Annotated in this window: 14 protein-coding genes; 5 read left to right on the top strand and 9 right to left on the bottom strand. The window is 39.0% G+C overall.

Annotated features, from left to right (window positions below):
- Positions 1-67: 67 nt before the first annotated feature.
- Both J7I96_RS05265 and J7I96_RS05260 read right to left on the bottom strand, forming a co-directional pair.
- Positions 68-1,015, bottom strand: a complete 948-nt coding sequence (locus J7I96_RS05265) for a response regulator (protein ID WP_214925420.1) — start codon at positions 1,013-1,015, stop codon at positions 68-70.
- A gap of 4 nt (positions 1,016-1,019) precedes the next feature.
- Positions 1,020-2,285: a sensor histidine kinase gene (locus tag J7I96_RS05260; protein ID WP_214774006.1), complete on the bottom strand. Its 1,266-nt coding sequence runs from the start codon at positions 2,283-2,285 to the stop codon at positions 1,020-1,022.
- Between the two features lie 435 nt (positions 2,286-2,720).
- On the opposite strand from J7I96_RS05260, the gene J7I96_RS05255 reads away from it, so the two are divergent.
- The 3 genes from J7I96_RS05255 to J7I96_RS05245 all read left to right on the top strand — a co-directional run bounded on the left by J7I96_RS05255 (position 2,721) and on the right by J7I96_RS05245 (position 7,943).
- A complete protein-coding gene (locus J7I96_RS05255; protein ID WP_311315251.1) occupies positions 2,721-3,710 on the top strand; it encodes a glutaminase in 990 nt (329 codons plus the stop codon).
- Positions 3,711-3,914: 204 nt separating this feature from the next.
- Positions 3,915-5,549: a glutamate/serine transporter AimA gene (locus tag J7I96_RS05250; protein ID WP_214774007.1), complete on the top strand. Its 1,635-nt coding sequence runs from the start codon at positions 3,915-3,917 to the stop codon at positions 5,547-5,549.
- A gap of 498 nt (positions 5,550-6,047) precedes the next feature.
- Positions 6,048-7,943 (top strand): PrkA family serine protein kinase, encoded by a 1,896-nt coding sequence (locus J7I96_RS05245; RefSeq protein ID WP_214770026.1) that lies wholly within the window; start codon positions 6,048-6,050, stop codon positions 7,941-7,943.
- Between the two features lie 208 nt (positions 7,944-8,151).
- Here the strand turns inward: J7I96_RS05245 and J7I96_RS05240 are convergent, their stop codons facing one another.
- Positions 8,152-8,361 carry a metal ABC transporter ATPase gene (locus tag J7I96_RS05240; RefSeq protein WP_034315156.1) on the bottom strand — a complete coding sequence of 70 codons (210 nt, stop codon included), beginning with the start codon at positions 8,359-8,361 and terminating at the stop codon, positions 8,152-8,154.
- A gap of 118 nt (positions 8,362-8,479) precedes the next feature.
- Here J7I96_RS05240 and J7I96_RS05235 point away from each other — a divergent pair, with 118 nt between their 5' ends.
- A complete protein-coding gene (locus tag J7I96_RS05235) occupies positions 8,480-8,659 on the top strand; it encodes a hypothetical protein (protein WP_034315155.1) in 180 nt (59 codons plus the stop codon).
- A 469-nt stretch (positions 8,660-9,128) separates the two neighbouring features.
- A complete protein-coding gene (yhbH, locus tag J7I96_RS05230; protein ID WP_214925423.1) occupies positions 9,129-10,298 on the top strand; it encodes a sporulation protein YhbH in 1,170 nt (389 codons plus the stop codon).
- Positions 10,299-10,845: 547 nt separating this feature from the next.
- Here the strand turns inward: yhbH and J7I96_RS05225 are convergent.
- The 6 genes from J7I96_RS05225 to J7I96_RS05200 form a co-directional block, all read right to left on the bottom strand.
- Positions 10,846-12,072, bottom strand: a complete 1,227-nt coding sequence (locus J7I96_RS05225; protein ID WP_214925426.1) for a CynX/NimT family MFS transporter — start codon at positions 12,070-12,072, stop codon at positions 10,846-10,848.
- A gap of 14 nt (positions 12,073-12,086) precedes the next feature.
- Positions 12,087-12,764 carry a FadR/GntR family transcriptional regulator gene (locus J7I96_RS05220; RefSeq protein WP_057275629.1) on the bottom strand — a complete coding sequence of 226 codons (678 nt, stop codon included), beginning with the start codon at positions 12,762-12,764 and terminating at the stop codon, positions 12,087-12,089.
- Positions 12,765-13,415: 651 nt separating this feature from the next.
- Positions 13,416-14,747: an amino acid permease gene (locus J7I96_RS05215; RefSeq protein ID WP_214925430.1), complete on the bottom strand. Its 1,332-nt coding sequence runs from the start codon at positions 14,745-14,747 to the stop codon at positions 13,416-13,418.
- Between the two features lie 502 nt (positions 14,748-15,249).
- On the bottom strand, positions 15,250-15,420 hold the full coding sequence (locus tag J7I96_RS05210; protein WP_214770012.1) for a hypothetical protein: 171 nt from the start codon (positions 15,418-15,420) through the stop codon (positions 15,250-15,252).
- A 72-nt stretch (positions 15,421-15,492) separates the two neighbouring features.
- Positions 15,493-16,887 (bottom strand): cytochrome P450, encoded by a 1,395-nt coding sequence (locus J7I96_RS05205; RefSeq protein ID WP_251025133.1) that lies wholly within the window; start codon positions 16,885-16,887, stop codon positions 15,493-15,495.
- Between the two features lie 192 nt (positions 16,888-17,079).
- Complete coding sequence (locus tag J7I96_RS05200) at positions 17,080-17,220, bottom strand: hypothetical protein (protein WP_214770010.1); 141 nt, start codon at positions 17,218-17,220, stop codon at positions 17,080-17,082.
- Positions 17,221-17,294: the final 74 nt, after the last annotated feature.

The raw sequence follows: 17,294 nt of genomic DNA, 5'->3' as shown, positions 1-17,294 counted from the left end.
TCCCCTGAAATCCTCAGGGGATTTTATGTTTTTTGAGTGCTTATGCAGTATTTTGTTTTAATTAGGATTATCTATATCTAATGATTTCATCAGGATTCAATCGTTTCGCTTCGAAATAAAATACTTGAATAAACCTTTTTGTATTTACCCGGGTAGGTGTAAGAACTACTGTTGAATCATTTTGCAGTTCTTTCATCTTTTGGCGAACGACTGTGAAATCAAAAAATTTGGAAGCGTAATTTTCAAACTTAGGATTTGAAAAATCCGTTAAACCGAGCGAAGCGAAATGATTTAACGAATGGTTAATCGTTCTGCGAATTCGCTGTTCGGCAGCTTTTATTTCCCGATTGATATCTACCTGCAAAGCTGCCGTGCCGAGCTTTTTTTTGGTGATTTCTACAAAGATTTCTTTAAGGGTGGGGAATTGCTTTCCAAAAGTAAAAGTCCGTTCATACATAAATAAATACTGAAGCATTTCGATTAAATCTTTTGCGCCATTTTCTCCAACGACCCCTAATTCCGATAAAAGGAATTCACCCACCTCCCTTATACTTTTTTCATTAAAACTATTGGAATTATCAACTTTTGGCTGCTCAAAGTTCAATACACCATTTAAAGAAGCTTGGATATTTGTGATTGATCTTTCTAAATGAATACGTTCCATAACTTTTCGGATAACTGTCAATATCTCAATCCGATTGATTGGTTTAGTAATATAATAATCGATTCCAAGTGAATATGCCTCACCAATCAGCTCCTTTGATTCAACCTGCGAAATCATTATTATTTTCCCGTTAAATGTATTTTTTATATGACGAAGTGTCTCAATGCCATCCCTGATGGGCATTAATAAATCAATAAATAAAATATCAATTTGTTTTAAATTCAAAATATGCCCTTCTAATAGACTTCCATCCTCGGCTTCCTCCACTACTTCTCCTAAATCTTCGTTTTCTATAATTTGGCTTAAATTTGAACGTATGGCACAATCATCATCTGTTATAAAAAAACGCATGGAATCATCCTTTCTGGACCAACTTATGAATGGGTAATCTTATGGAAAAAATGGCGCCATTAAAACTATTCTCAAATAGGATATCTCCACCCAGTTCTTTTACGACCTCTTTAACATATGAGAGTCCAATCCCTGTTGAAGGTGTCCCGAACTGATCATACTTTGATGTGAAACCAGGTTTGAATATGACAGTCTGGTATTTTTGAGGAATTCCAGGTCCGGTATCAGCAACTTTAAATTCTACATTGTCGCTAATTTCAAACAAACTTAAACGGACGATTCCCTTTTCATTAATTGCTTCCACTGCATTGGCTACTAAATTATTGAAAAGGGATAAAACGGTATATACATGATAAGGTGAATCGTTTTTTCCTTCCAATGAGTATTCGAATTGAATGTCCTTTCCTAATGATAAGGCATATTTTTCATTAATTCGGATAATTAAATGAAAAAGTTCAGCAGCATTCATATAATCTTTAAAACTCTCATTAGAGATTAATTTGGAGAGACCAGCAAAAATCCGTTGATTATCTTTCTTGACTTCATGCATTTCACCCGCGATGCGTAATGCTTTTTGACTATATGGCTCTGTAAGATCATGAAGTTGATTTTCCCGTCTTTTTTCCAGTGCTTTTAATTCGCGATACAAATCATATGATTTCTTAGTAATATTCTCAGCATTTTTTAATGTTTTTTTTAAATGAATCGTTTCCTCGTATAAATTGGAAATGAGCATCAGCATATGTTCATTTTGTTTTCTGATTTGCCTCTCCCTTGATTGTGCTTCATAAAGTTTCATCATATTAAAAAAGCTCAAAACGATAAAACTGTGGCCGAATGCGATAACGAACATCTCATTTAGTGAGCCAAACGTAATCGTTGTTTCCAACACAATATATTGAAAGATTAATTCTACGGAGTCGGACAATATTTCGATAATGAGTCCAATAAATCCAATCATCAAAGTTCGATTTTGAAAGCGGTTGATTTTCGCAAAATAGAATAGAACGGAATAGGTAAAATAAAAGAAAAAACTAGGATAATGAGCGTAAAAAGCGGAAATCCAGGAGAAATTATCCTGCATGAAAAAGTCGATTAGAATGCGAAATATCACAACCATTGTTCCTGTCAAGATGCCCGAAAATATGGCAGGTATTTTTTGTAATAATAGTAAAAAGAAGAAAAATGCAGGCACACCAAAACTTACCCGAAACGTTTCATTGAAAGGATAAAAACTCAATTCGCCTGCTAATGGAACAGTTAACAACATCAAAGCAAGGACATAGACCTCTTTTTTCATTAACGTACTGAGATACAAGTCGTCACCTCCTTATTTGTTTAAAAAATCAGTATACAGTTTCATCGGCTTCAATACAACGCTTACTTTGTTCCTGAATAGAACGGCTTATAATCAATTATGGCAAAACCAATCTGTTTTTCTATCCACAAAAAATGGTAACGGGGCATGTGAGATGATCTCGTTTTTTTAGTGGATTTTTATTTTTTAGATTTTGTAGGTTTTCGTATGATTATGTAGTTCCTAATTTAAAATTAATGCAGAAAGAAAATTTTGAAAGCGCTTAACAATTTTTAGAATATTCATTATTTTTTCATCGAATCTATTACATGCTAGCTTGATGGCATTCGGTAAAACGCTCATATTGAAAATATAATGATACAACAATTGAAGAGGTGGAAGAATGTGATTGAAGAATTGTCGCAAGAGTATGACATTCACGTTAATAGTCAAAGAAAATCCGACTTGGATGAATGGGTAGCACATTACAGATCCTTTGCTATTGAAGGACAAACCGCTAATTATATACCGGCATTGAGAAATGCACATTTATCGCAATTGGGCATTACCATACTGGAGCCGGGCGGAACAATGATCAAGTCAGGGGATTGGGAAGTTCCTTTCACGCTGCAAAGTATTTCAAAAGTACTCAGCTTTATAGCTGCATGCTTGGGTCGCGGAATTTCTTATGTGTTAGAGAGGGTCGATGTGGAACCGACTGGGGATGCTTTCAATTCAATTATTCGTTTAGAAATGCATAAGCCGGGAAAGCCGTTTAATCCTATGATAAATGCCGGGGCGATTACAGTAGCTTCGCTTCTCCCAGGGGATTCTTCACAAAAGAAATTGGCATTTCTCTATGAGCTATTTGAAAATTTGTTAGGGAAGCGCCCGATAATCAATGAGGAAGTGTATCAATCTGAGTGGCTAACCTCTCATAGAAATAGAGCTTTGGCCCACTATTTGAAAGAGACCAATTATTTGGAATCGGAAGTAGAGGAAGCCTTAGAGGTTTACCTCATGCAATGTTCCATAGTAGTGACCACAGAAGACATAGCCTTGCTTGGACTGATTCTTGCTCAAGATGGTTACCATCCCGTTCGTAAAGAACAAGTAATCCCTAAAAAAGTGGCTAAGTTGGCCAAAGCATTAATGCTTACTTGCGGTATGTACAATGCTTCGGGGAAATTTGCGGCTTTTATTGGGGTGCCGGCCAAAAGTGGAGTATCTGGCGGGATTATGGCACTAGTTCCTCCAAGTGCCAGAAGCGGAATGCCTTTTCAAGATGGATGTGGCATTGGAATTTATGGACCAGCCATCGATGAATATGGGAATAGCGTAGCAGGTAGTTTGTTATTGAAACAAATGGCACAAGAATGGGATTTAAGCATTTTCTGAAATGCAGAAAAATTTGGTTCCGGAGTAATTAATAGAAGCAATAAGTGGACATCCTTAAGATTTTCTCATAAATTTTCAAACTTTTACAAGAGATGAAGTAAATGCAGCACTTACTTTAAGGTGTAATTGGACGCATTAGAACAATCATTAATCCAGTTACTTTTAAACGTAAGCAATAATTTTGGAAAGCATGGTGAAAAATATATGAATAATATGCAGCGAAAGATGGGAACATTTTCGTTAATGATGGTAGGACTTGGGTCAATTATTGGCTCAGGTTGGTTATTCGGGGCTTGGAGAGCGGCACAGATTGCTGGACCCGCTGCCATTATCTCTTGGATTATCGGGATGGTTGTTATTTTATTTATCGCACTATCTTACAGTGAATTAGGGTCTATGTTTCCTGAAGCTGGGGGAATGGTAAAATACACACAGTACTCTCATGGTTCTTTTTTAGGGTTTATTGCAGGCTGGGCAAACTGGATTGCAATCGTTTCCGTAATTCCAGTTGAAGCGATTGCTTCTGTTCAATATATGAGCTCATGGCCATGGGAATGGGCACGGTGGACACATGGTTTAGTAGAAAATGGAAGTCTCACTGGGGGAGGCTTGGCAATTGCCTCTGTATTGCTGATCGTCTACTTTTTATTAAATTACTGGACAGTCAGCTTGTTTTCAAAAGCTAATTCATTTATTACAGTCTTTAAGATTATTATTCCTGGACTTACGATTGGCTCACTTTTATTTGCCGGGTTTCATGCATCCAATTTTACATCTGCAGGAAGTATCGCTCCGAATGGTTGGGCAAGTGTTCTTACTGCTGTAGCAACTTCTGGTATCATCTTTGCATTTAACGGTTTTCAAAGTCCAATTAACATGGCAGGTGAGGCAAAGAATCCTGGACGTTCGATCCCAATTGCAGTAATTGGCTCCATTTTAATTGCAACGGTCATCTACGTTTTATTACAGGTTGCGTTTATTGGAGCGGTTGACCCGTCCATGATTGTGAATGGATGGCAACATTTGAATTTCAATTCACCGTTTGCTGACTTAGCAATTGTTTTAGGCATAAACTGGTTGGTTATTTTACTATACGTAGATGCTTTTATTTCTCCTTCGGGGACAGGAATAACATACACGGCGACCACGTCACGAATGCTTTATGGAATGGAAAAGAATAAATATTTACCAAGCGTGTTTGGAAAACTGCATCCTCTTTATGGTATTCCGCGTCAAGCCATGTTTTTCAATCTAGGCGTATCTTTCTTATTTTTATTCATGTTTAGAGGCTGGGGCGTATTGGCAGAGGTTATTTCAGTCGCGACTTTAGTTTCTTATATTACAGGTCCAGTTACTGTCATGACATTAAGACGCACAGGTCAGAACTTGTACAGACCATTACGTTTAAAAGGATTAAGCATCATTGCACCACTGGGCTTTGTTTTTGCTTCTTTAGTTCTATATTGGGCAAGATGGCCGCTTACAGGTCAAGTATTATTTATCATTATGGCTGGTCTTCCCGTTTATTTCTATTATCAATCAAAAATAAAATGGAAGGGATTCCGCCAAAACTTTTCAGCAGGGCTTTGGATGGTTGTTTACTTACTCTGTATGATGACCATTTCATACTTAGGCAGTGAAAAGTTTGGTGGACTAAACATAATCCCATTTGGTTTGGATATGGTCATCATTACATGTTTATCACTAATGTTTTATAGTTGGGCAATAAAGAGTGGTTTCCAAACGGAATATTTGGAACAAGGACAAAAAGTAAATGAAGACTTGAGATCGTTGGAGAACAACGTTTCAGCTCAAACTGATAAAAAGGACGCTGTATAAATGATGAAGCCTATTCGATTGGCATGCTCAATAAGCCATTCGTGAATGACTTCGAAAGTGCTTCTATATTTATATATAGATGAGGATTAAAAAAAGGGACGGCAAATTTAATTTGCCGTCCCTTTTTTAGGAGTTTTAGAAAAGGCTGTTATTTTTTATTTCACACCTGGTTTATCGTCATACCCGGCAGTGAAGATAGCGGCTAAAAATGTTACAGCAACTCCAACGATAATAACTGTGCCCATGTTGTGACCTCCCTTTACCCATATTGTCCCACTTAAGTATAGGCTTAGTATACCCTAATTTTTAGCAGGAGTGCACACAAATTTTCTTGTCAGCATATTTGTCATCAATTCTCAATGATTAAGCCCTTTTCGCTTCATGGAGAGTCAAGGGGATTCGAAACAATGCCCGTCCACTTTTTAAAGTCTGACATGTTTGTCAGACTTGGAGCATAGATTTAAGTATTCTCTGAAAGTGACAGGGGGAGGTTCCTTAATGGATATTTTAAAGAAAATCGAAAAATTTAGAGAAGATGAACAGAAGCTGAAGTGGGAAGGCACCTTCGCAGAGTACTTAGAAATATTGAAAGAAACGCCTTTAGTTGCTCAATCAGCTCATTCACGTGTATACAACATGATCAGAGATGCAGGGATAGAAGAAGTAAATGGGACAAAGAAATACAATTTTTTCAGCGGTCAGTTATTTGGCCTTGAAGATTCACTGGAAAGGCTCATCGAGGAATATTTCCATCCGGCAGCAAAGCGGCTGGATGTCCGTAAGCGGATATTGCTTCTCATGGGTCCGGTGTCAGGTGGGAAGTCCACACTCGTTTCTTTACTGAAGCGTGGACTTGAAAATTATTCGTTAAAAGACACTGGTGCGATTTATGCAATAAAAGGATGCCCGATGCATGAAGATCCACTGCATCTCATTCCGCAGTATTTACGGAATGATTTCTTTGAAGAATATGGCATCAGGATTGAAGGAAATCTTTCGCCGCTGAATGTAATGAGGTTAGAACAGGAGTATGGAAACAGGATTGAAGATGTCATGGTCGAACGTATTTTCCTTTCGGAGGATAAGCGTGTTGGAATTGGAACATTCAGTCCTTCTGATCCTAAGTCACAGGATATTGCTGATTTGACGGGCAGCATCGATTTTTCGACCATTGCCGAATACGGTTCTGAATCAGATCCGCGAGCCTATCGCTTTGATGGCGAGCTGAACAAGGCGAACCGCGGGATGATGGAGTTCCAGGAGATGCTGAAATGTGATGAGAAATTCTTATGGCATTTGCTATCATTGACACAAGAGGGGAATTTTAAAGCTGGCCGTTTTGCATTGATCAGTGCAGATGAACTCATTGTGGCTCATACGAATGAAACGGAGTATAAAGCGTTCATTTCCAACAAGAAAAATGAAGCATTGCATTCCCGTATCATTGTCATGCCTATTCCATATAATTTGAAGGTTACCGAGGAAGAGAAGATTTATGAAAAAATGATTCGTGAAAGTGATGTCTCGGATGTTCATATAGCCCCGCATACATTAAGGGTGGCGGCAATCTTCAGCATCATGACCCGCCTGAAAGATCCCAAAAAGGGCGATATCGATTTAGTGAAAAAGATGAGGCTTTATGATGGGGAAAATGTTGAAGGATTTAATTCCGCAGACATCAATGAATTGAAAAAAGAATATCAAGACGAAGGCATGAGCGGAATCGACCCGCGTTACGTAATTAACCGGATTTCCTCTACGATCATTCGTAAGGAGAATCCGTCCATTAATGCATTGGATGTACTTATGTCATTAAAAGCAGGTCTTGACCAGCATCCGTCCATTACGAATGAACTCCGGGAGCGGTATTTGAATTTCATTTCACTGGCACGTAAAGAATACGATGCCATTGCAAAAAATGAAGTGCAAAAAGCTTTTGTATATTCATATGAAGAGTCGGCGAAAATCCTCATGGATAATTATCTGGATAATGTCGAAGCATACTGCAATAAATCAAGGCTGCGCGATCCATTGACTGGAGAAGAAATCAACCCAGATGAAAAATTGATGCGCTCGATAGAGGAGCAAATTGGAATTTCCGAGAATGCAAAAAAAGCATTCCGCGAAGAAATATTGATTCGAATTTCAGCATATGCCCGTAAAGGGAAGCGATTTGATTATAATTCCCATGATCGTTTACGGGAAGCGATCCAGAAAAAACTATTCGCTGATTTGAAGGATGTCGTTAAGATCACTACTTCAACGAAGACACCAGACGAAAGGCAACTGAAGAAAGTGAACGAGGTCATCACGAGACTTATAGACGAGCACGGATATAATTCGACTTCAGCCAATGATTTGCTGCGCTATGTGGGCAGCTTGTTAAATCGGTAAACCATAGTTTTTTGCTCCTGCCCCCAATCGGGCAGGGGTTTATTACCGTTTACGGAAGGTTGGATGAATGAAAGGTGGATTGAGGAAATCCAGAATTTCTATTGAAATCATGAATCTTTTTAAAACGGTATTATAGTGGGCATGGGAGATTATAACTCAACAAAGCACCGGGCCCTTCTGAATGAAGGAAACACGGTGCTATTGATTTCTATTTAGTTACATTCAAGCCATACTGTTCAATAAGTGTAATAAGTTGATTCGGTGATAGTTTTTCTTCGCTATGATCAATCTTAATTTCCCCATCATCAACATCGATGATCGCACGTTCCACACCTTCCGTTTTCAAAAGTATGGACTCCAGATTTAAAATAGGGCCTTCTGACGTTGCTTCCTTTACATAAAGGGTAGTTGTTTGCAATAGATCTTGCACCTCCTTACATTTGCTCATAAGTTTTATCTATACCCCATATTTCCATTAGATATGTTACGTTTCGGATTTGGTAATATTGGGTATCAATAAGTAGAGGTGATGGCAAATGAGCAAAGAGGAACTGAAAAAAGAACATGTACCGGAAAATAGCTCCATGGCTAAGGATTATGAAGAGATGAAAGAACTTGGAAAGCAGATGGAAAATCAAAGGACGAATGAAGAATTGAAAGAGTGGGATAAACGCCCAGGTACAGTTCAACATGAAATAGAGGAAGAGAAGGATTGACGAATACCATAACCAGAATCATTCTATCTGTGTAAAAGGGGTGTCCAGAAAAACTGCTGGGACACCCTTTTTGTTTTGTTCCATTGCTTTTTTAAAATGTCCTTGGAAACTTTTTGGAGAGCTATTACTTCTGGGTTAAAGCGATCCTATATTCAATGAATGAAAAAACGTAAAGACCTGACAATCATCAGGTCTTTACGTTTTGTTATATTCCTTTTTTAGAAATAACCTTAAAGGACCTCTAACGCCCCTGTCAGGACTTGTCTAGTTCATGGGCAAACATCCATTATTAATTTTGTTGTAAATTATCCTGCGTCGCTGCATAAGATAGAGTAATACTTTTCTTTTCATCCGTTTTTTCGCACTGTATTTTTCAATGGAAAACCGGAATGATGTGGGCATTCCCACACTAACTTATTATATGAAGGAATGATGAAAAGCGTGCAAACATTTTTAAGGGGGGAAGAGAATGTCGGAAGAGAGTAATCAACAGTATGTAATCTCACAGGAAAATTGGACCCTCCATCGGAAAGGCTATGATGATCAACAACGTCATCAGGAAAAGGTGCAGGAAGCGATCAAGAATAATTTGCCTGATCTAATTTCAGAAGAAAGCATCGTAATGTCCAATGGCCGGGATGTCATCAAGATCCCCATTCGCTCCTTGGATGAATACAAAATTCGTTATAACTATGATAAGAACAAACATGTAGGGCAAGGCGATGGAGACAGTAAAGTGGGGGATGTAGTCGCAAGGGATGGCTCACCGTCCGATGCCGGAGCCGGTAAGGGTCAAGGTGCAGGTGACAAGGCCGGCGAGGATTATTATGAAGCCGAAGTGTCGATGATGGAATTGGAGGAAGCCCTGTTCAGTCAACTGGAACTCCCTAATCTTCAGAAGAAAGAACATGCGGAGCACGCTCTTGAACATATTGAATTCAACGACATCCGCAAGACAGGCCTAATGGGAAATATCGATAAAAAGAAAACGATGATATCCGCTTTCAAACGGAACGCCTTAAGGGGGCACCCCGGTTTTCACCCTATTTATAAGGAAGATTTTAAATTCAAAACCTGGAATGAGGTTCAGAAACCTGATTCCAAAGCAGTTGTACTGGCAATGATGGATACTTCCGGAAGTATGGGGTTATGGGAAAAATATATGGCGCGAAGCTTTTTCTTTTGGATGAACCGTTTCTTGCGGACAAAATATGAAACCGTGGAAATCGAGTTCATTGCCCATCATACAGAAGCGAAAGTCGTTCCGGAAGAGGATTTCTTTTCAAAAGGGGAAAGCGGCGGTACGATTTGTTCGTCCGTATACCGAAAAGCATTAGAACTTATTGATCATAAATATGACCCTGCGAAGTTTAATATCTATCCGTTTCACTTTTCCGATGGTGATAACCTAACATCCGATAACGTCCGATGCGTTAAGCTTGTTGAAGAACTCATGAAGGTTTCCAATATGTTCGGATACGGGGAAGTCAATCAATACAATCGCCATTCGACATTGATGACAGCTTATAAGAACATCGATAATGAAAAATTCAGGTACTATATCCTTAAGCAAAAGGCTGATGTTTTCCATGCAATGAAGAGCTTTTTTAAAGATGAGGAAAGTAAGAAGTATGCTTAAAATAGGAAAAGTGGAAGGTGATTTTTTTTCAATTCAATATAGTTGAAGGTAAAAAGGCGTACAGTTTACATCTGCTTTTCGGAATATTCAGTTTTATTTCTCATTAAGGAAATACACAAATGCCATTGCTCAACATTAAGCAATGGCTTTTTCGCATGCACATCATTCGGATATTGAGCGAGGGTCCAAAGAATGTAAATGAGTTATCGGAATCACTTTGTACTACCCAATGATAATGAACCGTAATATGCAGCAAATAAACTTACCTCCTCTAAGCCTAGGTCATTTCTTTTTCTCCAATTGGAGAAGGTGAAACTTTCTTATCTGACTGAGTTTGAGGTTGATAATTATTACTAAAGATAAGGGAGCCGCGAAATGACCGAAGCGAGAAGCGTGAACGCCACATATTCCTTCTCTATTTAAACCAAAGGCTTTAAACCGAAGACCACTCTCTACTTATTCGAAATTCTATCAGTGGCTGGTATGTAAATGGCCCCGGTACAATACCGGGGCCATTGCCGTTTAACCTTTTATACCTTTACTGGCTTTATTGAGTCGTTACATATTCATTATTTCCTGCACGCATTCCAACAATGAAAATAAGTGCCGATATAGCGGCCAACATCAGTAAGGGAAGAGTCCAGCTGTGTGTAATGTCATGAAGCAATCCGAATAATACCGGTCCAATGGCAGCTAAAAGGTACCCGAATGATTGTGCCATTCCTGATAATTCCGTCGCTTCATGGGTGCTTTGTGTTCGAAGACTAAAGAACATCATCGATAAACTGAATATGGTTCCGACCCCAATCCCAATCAATATCATGCATACTGGGATGAAGAGAGTGCTTCCGAATAATATTCCGAATATCCCTAATATAAGGAAGATGACAGGCGGGACCACTAACAGACGCTGACTTTGTAAGCGCCCAGCTAAAATTGGCACAAGGAATGTTATGGGAATGACTGCAAGCTGCATGATGGAAAGCATCCAGCCAGCTTCATCAGCATTCAGGCCTTTTTGCTCCAGGATTTCAGGCATCCAGGTAATTACTGTATAGAAAATAAACGATTGCAAACCCATGAAGAATGTAATCTGCCAGGCTAAACCAGAACGCCATAAGTTAATCTTTTTATCTTTTTGCGCCGTTTGTACATCCTTACCTGAGTTGAATGGCCGTTTTAATTGCGGCATCCATAAGAAAACTGTAATAAGTGATAAAATCCCCCAACATCCAAGGGCACCAGTCCATCCCAATCCGGATGAAGAAGCAAGGGGAATGCTGATCCCAGAACCTATTGCGCCGCATAAATTCATGGAAACAGCATAGGTTCCTGTCATCAAACCGATGTTCCTGGCAAAGTTATGTTTAATCAGACTGGGTAACAAAACATTGCCTATTGCAATGGCTAACCCGATTAAAATGGTCCCTATGAACAATGTCGGCACTCCGCCAACTGAGCGTATCCCAATTCCAATCGTTAATAATACCAAGGAAAGGAAAAGTGTGAGCTCCATTCCAAAACGCCGTGCTATCCTGGGTGCAAACGGTGATAATAAAGCGAAGGAAAGCAAAGGCAATGTCGTTAATGAACCTGATAATGTATTGGAAATCCCCAAGTTATCACGGATCGAAGTGACAAGGGGTCCAACCGATGTTAAAGGAGCCCGCAGATTTGCCCCAAGAAGAATGATTCCGATGATAAGCAGTCCTAATCTGGGTTTAATATCCATTTTTCTTTGTTCTAGTTGATTTGCCGCTTGATGAATGCCCATTTTCTCCTCCTTACTTACTCTAAAGATTTTTTGAATTGTGCAATGTATTCATTCACTGTTTCGATTGCCCGGTTCACATCTTGTTCGATGATGGCATCTACAAGTTTGCAATGAATGTTCAAATGAAAGTTCACATCAGAACTCATCTCGACTATCTGATGGATGGATTCATGCAGGGAGTGTTCCATATGTTCGTACAAATCAATCAATAAATCATTATGTGATGAAACCATAATCGATTTATGTAACTGTATATCCGCTTCTTCGTAGGCCTTGATATCCTTTGCTTCGGCAGCTCTACTGCAGGCTGATATATGAAACCGCAATTGTTCTATATCTTCTTGATTACGTCTTAATGCCGCCAACTGAGCTCCTTCTCTTTCAAGGGCATGACGGACCTCTAACGTTTCTAATATACTTGACTGCTGGATCCTTCTTTCAAATGCTGCCCCCAAGGCACTTGATGACCTTACGAATGTCCCCTTTCCTTGTTTCGTTACTAAAAGCCCTGCATAAACAAGTGATCGTACAGCTTCCCTTAATGTATTTCTGCTTACATCGAACTGTTGAATCAAATCCATTTCAGGGGGAATTTGATTTCCTATTTTCCATTCACCTGATTCGATTAAAGATTCGATTTGGGAAACCACCTGCTCTACAAGTGATAAGCGATTTGTTTTGGATATGGTCAAGATATACACCTCAAATTTGTAGGATGATTGGTTCATTGGTTATTTTAACATATGTATGTTGAAATGGGTATAAGGAGCATTTTAAATCCAAATTTGTTTCCCTTTTTTTCTTCAGAAAAAATTGCAGTTGATTTCAGAAATCCGCTCCCTTTCCGCCGACTGTCTGCCAAGCCTCCTCGGCGCAAGCGCCTGCGGGGTCTCGGCTAGCCAGTTATTCGGCAGGAGTGTCGCAAATTTCTTCAATCCAATAAGGATTACAGGAAAAAGCATGAGAGGATAAACCAATCTTAAACATGCTTCGGGATGAGACCAATTCTTAGTTTTTCTTAGTACTTCTTTGAAAAAATTGCAGTTGATTTCAGAAATCCGTTCCCTTTTCATCTTCGGTGTTAGAGTATTCCGATTCTCCTTTATTATTAGTTTGTAGACAAAAGGTGTTATTTCTTTTAAAACAAAGTTGATTGGAGCGGGTGTTCGAGACTCCTGCGGGAAAAGCGAGTCCGGGGAGACTCCCGGACCGCCTGCGGAAAGCGAGTTTCTTGAGTGGAAATCGACGTCCAATGGCACTAAAAAGACTGAAGGCAAACCCGACTTTCATCGAGTTTGCTTTCAGTCTGAAATCCCTAATAAATTTTAGGGGGGATAATATTTCTATTTTTTTTGTTTGACAATAAATGAGAGAAGGATGAATATCACTAACGTGACAAGACATACTGTAGTCCCGATGAAGTTTTGCTTATTAAAGAGAAATGCCAAAAAGATAATGCTTAAGGCCGTGATGGCTAATATAGTTGTATATGGGTACCATTTTACCCGGAATCCTGGTTTGCCAGTGTATTGCTTACGCAGTTTCAATTGCGCGGAACAAATACTGATCCACAATAATAAAACCGTGAATCCAGGAATGGCCATAAGGTAGCTTAAAATCAGGTCGGGATACAAATAGGATAAAAACACACCAGCCAATATGCATAATGTAGTTAAAAATATACCATTTAGCGGGATACCCTTTTTCGTTGTTTTTAAAAATGCCTTGGGCGCTTCCCCGTTCTGGGAAAGAGTGAACAGTGTCCTTGAGGTAGCGTATATACCTGAATTTGCAGCTGATAAGACAGCGGTTAAAAGAACGAAATTCATGATATCGGCGGCTCCGGGAAGACCAGATAAGCTGAAAACCTGAACGAAAGGACTTACTTCAGTGCTTACTTGGTTCCAAGGTATTACTCCGCAAATGATAAGTATCGGCAAGACATAGAAAAGAATCACCCGCCATACTGTTCCTTTTACGATTTTTGGTATGACTCGCTGACTATCTTTTGTTTCCGTGACGGCTACACCAATTAATTCTGCACCCCCATATGAAAACATTACCACTAAAAGTGCACTTAACATTCCGTCAATTCCTTGGGGGAAAAAACCACCATGTTCCGTGTAATTAGAAAATGAAGCCGAACTAGGAAAGAGTCCTAGCATGATCAAAGCTCCTAAAATGATAAAAGCAATTAAGGTTATTATTTTAATTCCTGCGAACCAAAATTCGAGTTCTCCATAGTATTTTACTTGAAACAAATTAATTCCTATTATTACTGAAGCGCAAAGTATGCTTAACAGCCATAATGGTACTGTAGGAAACCAATATTGTAGAAAACTGCCGGCTGCGACTATTTCTACAATGATTACGATAATCCAATTGAACCAATAGAGCCATCCGACAATGAAGGATAGTTGAAACCCAAAAGCTTTATTAATGAGATGTTGGACGTTCATATTAGGAAAAGCGGTTGCCATCTCCCCTAATGCGGCCATTACAATGAATAACAATAGCCCCCCTATTAAATAGGCTATTACAACACTTGGGCCTGCCATATTTAGTGTATCGGAACTCCCCTTAAAAATCCCCGTTCCTATTATTCCGGCTAAAGCAATGAACTGGACATGCCTCGGCAATAGGCCTTTTTTTAGATCTTGATGAGTCTTCTCCATTATATTCATGCCTTTCTTTCACAATTTTAATAAAATAGTCTATCAGTAAAAATTAAAAGTCTTCTATTATTGAACGCTTTCACGTACTAAAGTACTATATTAATATATCATGAATCGGAAAAAAGTCAATTTAGGCCTGAACGGGAATGGATTTCCAACCGGCGAAGAAGGCTATCTAAAAATATTGGATTTTATGAAATGAATCAAATCAAAAAACTGCTAGGTGATTTTTTAGGGATGAATTGGTAATTCTTCATTCGATAAAATACATATTGAAAAGAGAGAAAAACAATTCTATTTAATTGCATTATTACTGGCATTTGTTTGGCAGTAAATAAGTTAATGGGATCAGTTTCAGTCCTTAATAGTCGTAGTCGCTTTGTTTATCCTATCAGGATTGTTGGGAGCAGCGGGGGCCAGGGTTATGGAACATACTGCAGAATAACAAAAAACCGACCTTTCAAGGTCGGTTTTTCTTTAATATAAGGTACGAAGCGGGAAACTATCCGTTCCCATATGAAATGGGGGGCGGCGCCTGTAGGTATTCGGTTTCATGTTTCGGTTCAATTTCGCTTAAAAATTGCAGATAACCGGTATATACCTGTGAGGCCATTCCTAAATAGTGCAATTCAGTGTGGATGATTCCCTTTCGTGGTGAATGGAGCAAATACATTTTTACATCCCTCCTTTCTAAAAGGATAGGCCAGTTATTACAACGATATTTATTGAAAAAAAACCCCTACTACTAAAAATGGGATGCACCAGGTTCAAAGGCTTCTGAAGCTCTTTCTTCTAACACCATGCGCAGTCCATTCTTGGGTCTGAGTGTAAGGGAGGGAAGGGGAGTTACTTCATGATGGTCAGGTGCAAGTTTTATCCTATATCGCTTTGCAATGCAGGCCAGGACAAACACCGCTTCCATCATGGCAAAGTGATTGCCAATACAAACCCGCGGCCCCCCGCCAAATGGAAAGTAAGCGAACGCAGGCAGGCTTTTCATAAAGCTACTTTCAAATCTCTCAGGGATAAATGATTCCGGTTGATCAAAATACTCTGGATTATGCTGCATCACATAAGAACTTATTAGTATCATATCGCCTTTTTTAAAGCGATATCCTCCGATTGTGACATCCTCCGTCACATCACGGGATAAGATATACAGTGGCGGGTAAAAGCGAAGTGTTTCTTGAATGATATTTTGAGTGTATTGTAATTTCATGAAATCTTCAGGCTTGGGTGTCCGTTGACCGATTATGCTATTGACTTCATTGAAAAGCTTAGCTTGAATTTCCGGATGCTTCGAAATTTCATACAGTGCCCAGGAAAGAGCATTTGCTGTCGTTTCATGACCGGCAAGAAAAATAGTCATTAATTCATCACGGACCTGATGGCTTGTCATGCCTAACCCGTCTTCGGCATCACGGGCGTCCATCAAGATCCCTAGCATGTCTTCATATATTACTGTGTCGTTCTTCCGTTTTTCAATAATGCCGTAAATCACTTTATCAAGCCTTTGTATCGCCTTTTTATATTCACGGTTAATTTTAGTCGGTACCCATAATGGCATACGGAAAATCTTTCTCATCCTTTTGACTGTTATTCTCAATGCAGTTTCCAGAGGTTTCCCAACGATCTCATATCCATCCTTGAATTCCATGCTGAACATGGTCTTGCTGATTATCCCGAGAGTGATGTCCATCATATCCTTCGTTATAATCCGTTCATCATCATGTTGCCAAGTTGATATATAGTCCATTGTGATATCAATCATATCCTTGGCGTATTGGCTAATATGAGTCTTTTTGAAAGAGGGTTGGATAAGCCTTCTCTGTCGCATATGAAAGTCTTTTTCGCTTGTAAGCAGACCTTCACCGATAAGCGGTTTTAAAAGATTGAAGTCCTTGGATTTGACGAAAGATTGTTGTTTTGTTACGAGTATTTGTTTGATTAAATCAGGATTTAAAACATGATAAACATTTTGGAACGGTCCTAAACGGAATTTAGCGACTTCCCCATATTCCTTGGACAATCGGGTCAGAAACCCAATCGGATCTGTTTGAAACTCTTTTGTATGTCCGGAAACCAGCCTTCCATTTGGAACCATTTGAGAAGTGCGGAAGACATCATCAGCATGGCTCAATGAAGTTTTTTCCCCTTTCTTTAAAATACTTACATGTAATCATTGTATGAGGATAAGCTAAATCGGTTTGGACAAGTCGTTAAATAAAGGGCGGATAATTCTATTGAGGAAATAAAGTTACAGCGAAAAAACTCTGGATGGATATAGCCAGAGTTTTTCATGAGAGCTTTAGATTAATGAATGTGATTCATTTCAACTTCTTTCATCATCGCCCCTATGTTGAAAACGATCATTTTTTTCATTGATGGGCCCGCCAAATTGTGCATTGATTTCCTTAACCACTTGATCTAAAAATTCATCAGATATTATTTGATTATTGGTTTTATTGTGCATGTGTTTCTCTACAATCCTTTCTTGATATCGTGTTTTGGAACATTCATGAAGGATACGTTATCAACATAACCTCA

Source organism: Bacillus sp. ISL-78, assembly GCF_018613455.1.
In the GTDB taxonomy this organism is placed as follows: Bacteria; Bacillota; Bacilli; order Bacillales; family DSM-1321; genus Peribacillus; species Peribacillus frigoritolerans.
The sequence above is the reverse complement of the archived record's forward strand: the minus strand, read 5'-3'. Positions and strand labels throughout refer to the sequence as shown.

Coding starts and splice junctions, on each gene's coding strand:
- J7I96_RS05265 (WP_214925420.1), bottom strand. CDS start 1,015: ATGCGTTTTTTTATAACAGATGATGATTGTGCCATACGTTCAAATTTA.
- J7I96_RS05260 (WP_214774006.1), bottom strand. CDS start 2,285: ATGTTGTTAACTGTTCCATTAGCAGGCGAATTGAGTTTTTATCCTTTC.
- J7I96_RS05250 (WP_214774007.1), top strand. CDS start 3,915: ATGAATAATATGCAGCGAAAGATGGGAACATTTTCGTTAATGATGGTA.
- J7I96_RS05245 (WP_214770026.1), top strand. CDS start 6,048: ATGGATATTTTAAAGAAAATCGAAAAATTTAGAGAAGATGAACAGAAG.
- J7I96_RS05235 (WP_034315155.1), top strand. CDS start 8,480: ATGAGCAAAGAGGAACTGAAAAAAGAACATGTACCGGAAAATAGCTCC.
- yhbH (WP_214925423.1), top strand. CDS start 9,129: ATGTCGGAAGAGAGTAATCAACAGTATGTAATCTCACAGGAAAATTGG.
- J7I96_RS05225 (WP_214925426.1), bottom strand. CDS start 12,072: ATGGGCATTCATCAAGCGGCAAATCAACTAGAACAAAGAAAAATGGAT.
- J7I96_RS05215 (WP_214925430.1), bottom strand. CDS start 14,747: ATGGAGAAGACTCATCAAGATCTAAAAAAAGGCCTATTGCCGAGGCAT.
- J7I96_RS05210 (WP_214770012.1), bottom strand. CDS start 15,420: ATGTATTTGCTCCATTCACCACGAAAGGGAATCATCCACACTGAATTG.
- J7I96_RS05200 (WP_214770010.1), bottom strand. CDS start 17,220: ATGCACAATAAAACCAATAATCAAATAATATCTGATGAATTTTTAGAT.